The organism is Streptomyces sp. NPDC057474, from assembly GCF_042802555.1.
GTDB lineage: Bacteria > Actinomycetota > Actinomycetes > Streptomycetales > Streptomycetaceae > Streptomyces.
Window position 1 is genome coordinate 1 of the sequence record NZ_JBHVDX010000425.1, and the last position, 3,828, is coordinate 3,828.

Below are 3,828 nucleotides of genomic sequence, written 5' to 3' on the forward strand. Positions count from 1 at the left end.
GAGTTGCCTACGTGTCACACCCAGCGTCCTATCAGGTCCTGCCCCCACACGGGACCAGAACCCGAAATTGATCACGACCTCACACAGGCCCTAGTACGACTGCGGGTGCCTGCCTGTGGACAACCTGCTCAGCTGTCTCCGGCGACCTGGCAGCATGGCCATGTGACAGCAGCAACGCACTCCACCCTCTTCCCGCGGGTCCCCGACTCGGCCGACGCGGTGCTCGAAGGGCTCGATCCCGAGCAGCGCGCGGTGGCAACCGCCCTGCACGGTCCGGTGTGCGTGCTGGCGGGCGCGGGCACGGGCAAGACCCGGGCCATCACCCATCGGATCGCCTACGGCGTGCGTGCCGGGATGCTCCAGCCCGCCAGTGTGCTGGCCGTCACCTTCACCAACCGTGCCGCCGGAGAGATGCGCGGCCGCCTCCGCCAGCTCGGCGCCGCCGGAGTCCAGGCCCGGACGTTCCACTCGGCCGCGCTGCGCCAGCTCCAGTACTTCTGGCCGAAGGCCGTCGGCGGCGGCATGCCGCGTATCGTCGACCGCAAGATCCAGATTGTGGCGGACGCGGCCGCAGCCTGCCGTATCCGTCTCGATCGCAACGAACTCCGCGACGCCGCCGCCGAGATCGAGTGGTCCAAGGTCACCCGGACCGTCCCCGCCGACTACGCCGCCGCGACCGCCAAGCGCGGCCGCGAGGTCCCCCGCGACCCGGCCGAGATCGCCCAGATCTACGCGACGTACGAGGACCTGAAGCGCGAGCGCGCCGTCATCGACTTCGAGGACGTCCTCCTGCTCACGGTCGGCATCCTCCAGGACCGTCACGACATCGCCGAGCAGGTCCGCTCCCAGTACCAGCACTTCGTGGTCGACGAGTATCAGGACGTCAGCCCTCTCCAGCAGCGCCTCCTGGAGCTGTGGCTCGGCGACCGGGACGACCTGTGCGTCGTGGGCGACGCCAGCCAGACGATCTATTCGTTCACCGGCGCAACTCCCGACCATCTGCTCGACTTCCGCCACCGCCACCCCGGGGCCACCGTCGTCAAGCTCGTCCGTGACTACCGCTCCACCCCGCAGGTCGTCCACCTCGCCAACGGCCTGCTCTCCCAGGCCCGTGGCCGCGCCGCCGACCACCGCCTCGAACTGATCTCCCAGCGCCCGCCGGGCCCCGAGCCCCGCTACACCGAGTACACGGACGAGCCCGCCGAGGCCGAGGGCGCCGCCCGCCGTATCCGCGACCTCATCGCCTCCGGCGTCCCCGCGAGCGAGGTTGCCATCCTGTTCCGGACGAACTCCCAGTCCGAGACCTACGAGCAGGCCCTCGCGGACATCGGAGTGCCCTACCAGCTGCGCGGCGCGGAACGGTTCTTCGACCGCCCCGAGGTGCGCAAGGCGGGGGCCGCGCTGAGAGCCGCCGCCCGCTTCGGCGGCAATGACACCCTCCTTGAGGACACCGTCGACCTGCCCTCACAGGTGCGGGCCGTGCTGTCCGGCGAGGGCTGGACCGGCGAACCGCCGACGGGCTCCGGTGCGGTCAGGGAACGCTGGGAGTCACTGGCGGCCCTGGTGAACCTGGCCCAGGACTTCGCCGCGGCCCAGCCCGACGCCACGCTCGGCGACCTGGTGGCGGAACTCGACGAACGGGCGAACGCCCAGCACGCCCCGACCGTCCAGGGCGTCACCCTCGCCTCACTGCACTCCGCGAAGGGCCTGGAGTGGGACGTCGTCTTCCTGGTCGGTGTCGCCGAAGGCATGATGCCGATCACCTATGCGAGAACGGACGAACAGATCGAGGAGGAAAGACGACTCCTCTACGTGGGCGTCACTCGCGCGCGCGAACGCCTCTCCGTCTCCTGGTCGCTGTCCCGATCGCCCGGCGGCCGCCCCAACCGCCGCCCCAGCCGCTTTCTCAACGGCCTGCGGCCCGGATCCACCGCCACGACGGGCCGGACCGGCACGGCCGGTTCCGGGGGCGTCGAATTGGGTTCGGCGGTCGGCCGGCCGGGTGACCTCGCGAGCGGCGGCGCGGAGGCGGTTCGACGCCGCACCAGCCGGACTCCGGCCCGCTGTCGTGTCTGCGGGCGCACCCTGCGGGACGCCGGTGACATGAAGCTGATGCGCTGCGAAGACTGCCCCTCCGACATGGACGAGGGCCTCTACGAGCGACTGCGTGAGTGGCGCGCGGTCCAGGCGCAGCGCAGTGGCCAACCGGACTTCTGTGTCTTCACCGACCGGACGTTGATGGCGATCGCGGAAGCGGGGCCGAGCACTCCGGTTGAACTCGGTCGTATCCCCGGCGTCCGCGCCCGCAAGTTGCAGCGGTACGGCGCCGATGTTCTCGACATCTGCGCAGGTCGGGAGCCTGGGTGCGAGGACGAGAACGACTGATACGAACTCGTCGAAAAAATAGTTTGCGCATGCCCCAGCAATCCCCATAGGTTCTTAGGCACGAGAGCAGCGGCCTTCTCGAAGGCCCTGGTTTCGTGATGTACTTCATATCCGTCGGATTGGTTCGCGCCGGTCCCCGTAGACGCCGAGAGGAGGCGAGCCCCGTGATCAGCAACAACACCAGTCTCATCAGCACGGTCAAAATGACCGATCGCTCGGCCGTCTCCCTGTGCATGCTCGGCGTCTCGAACCTGGGTACCGGTCTGTCCGCCATCAGTGGCGGCCGTCCGGCGTCCTCCGTGTCTCTGGCGGGTCTTCCCGTCCGTGAGCGCAATGAGCGACCGACCAAGGCACTGGAAGCAGCAGTAACGGCACAGGCCCATGCCTATGCCATTGCGGCCGGTGCCGGATTCCGGAAGCAGACGACGCAGCACCACTTGATGTGGGCCTTCCGTGGGCCTGAACCCTGGAGTGATCCAGCCTGATCGATGATCAGGCCGGCGCCTTCAGGGCCGCGGAACCCCACCCGGGATCCGCGGCCCTTTTGTTTGTCCCCGACCGGGGACTGCAGAGCGAAGGGGCCTCGGGACAAGAAAAGAACCCGGTACCAGCCGCCACCGGCCAACAGGCCGGAACGACCAGACGAGGAAGACGAACCGTGCAACTCGAAGCGCACGCCCCGTCCGTACCGCCTTCCGAAACGATCCCCCCGCCCGGTCTCACGGAGGACTCCACCTTGACCCCGCTCACCGCGCTCACCGCGCTCGACGACGCCATCGAGAACCTCGGCGTACCCGTCCCCTGCCGTTCCTACGACCCGGAGGTCTTCTTCGCCGAGTCGCCGGCCGACGTCGAGTACGCCAAGTCCCTCTGCCGCACCTGCCCGCTGATGGAGGCCTGCCTCGCCGGCGCCAAGGAGCGGCGTGAGCCCTGGGGCGTCTGGGGTGGCGAGCTCTTCGTCCAGGGTGTCGTCGTGGCCCGCAAGCGGCCTCGTGGCCGCCCGCGCAAGAACCCGGTCACGGCATGAACATCACCGGAACGATCGACCGCCCCCTCACGCACGACCCCAAGAAGCAGGCCCCGATGAAGCCGTCCACGAGCGAGCCCGTCGGCTCCGCGACTCCAGACTTCACCACCACCGGTGCGAACGCCTCGCGCCAGAACAGGACCCGAGAGATGCATCTCATGCCAGAAGCCCTGGCTCGTGCGCATATGCACGAGCGCCTGCGCCAGGCCGAGCAGGAACGCCGGGCCATGCGCCTGGCGGTCGCCCGCCGGATGCAGCGCCGGGCCGAGCGCGCCTCGATGCGCGCCCGCCGTGCGCTCGCCATGGCGGTCATGCAGTAGCTGCCACGCGGCAACAGCATGAACCAGCCTGGACAGGCACAGCACAACCACCGGTAGCAGTGGCTCCCCGCGGGGGCCGGTCCGAACGGACCGGCC

The 3,828-nt window shown here is 69.4% G+C and carries 4 protein-coding genes; all 4 read left to right on the forward strand.

What is annotated here, in order from left to right; genetic code table 11:
• Window positions 1-105: 105 nt before the first annotated feature.
• The 4 genes from ACFU53_RS47140 to ACFU53_RS47155 all read left to right on the forward strand — a co-directional run bounded on the left by ACFU53_RS47140 (window position 106) and on the right by ACFU53_RS47155 (window position 3,732).
• Window positions 106-2,385, forward strand: coding sequence for an ATP-dependent DNA helicase UvrD2 (locus ACFU53_RS47140; RefSeq protein ID WP_384006563.1), 2,280 nt, complete (start codon window positions 106-108; stop codon window positions 2,383-2,385).
• A 164-nt stretch (window positions 2,386-2,549) separates the two neighbouring features.
• Complete coding sequence (locus ACFU53_RS47145) at window positions 2,550-2,870, forward strand: hypothetical protein (RefSeq protein WP_384006566.1); 321 nt, start codon at window positions 2,550-2,552, stop codon at window positions 2,868-2,870.
• Between the two features lie 173 nt (window positions 2,871-3,043).
• Window positions 3,044-3,412: a WhiB family transcriptional regulator gene (locus ACFU53_RS47150; protein ID WP_005480495.1), complete on the forward strand. Its 369-nt coding sequence runs from the start codon at window positions 3,044-3,046 to the stop codon at window positions 3,410-3,412.
• Window positions 3,409-3,732 (forward strand): hypothetical protein, encoded by a 324-nt coding sequence (locus tag ACFU53_RS47155; protein WP_384006569.1) that lies wholly within the window; start codon window positions 3,409-3,411, stop codon window positions 3,730-3,732. Before ACFU53_RS47150 ends, ACFU53_RS47155 begins: the two co-directional genes overlap by 4 nt.
• Window positions 3,733-3,828: the final 96 nt, after the last annotated feature.

Bases quoted from the DNA above. Each gene is read 5' to 3' on its own strand.
- ACFU53_RS47155 (WP_384006569.1), top strand. From the start codon at position 3,409: ATGAACATCACCGGAACGATCGACCGCCCCCTCACGCACGACCCCAAG.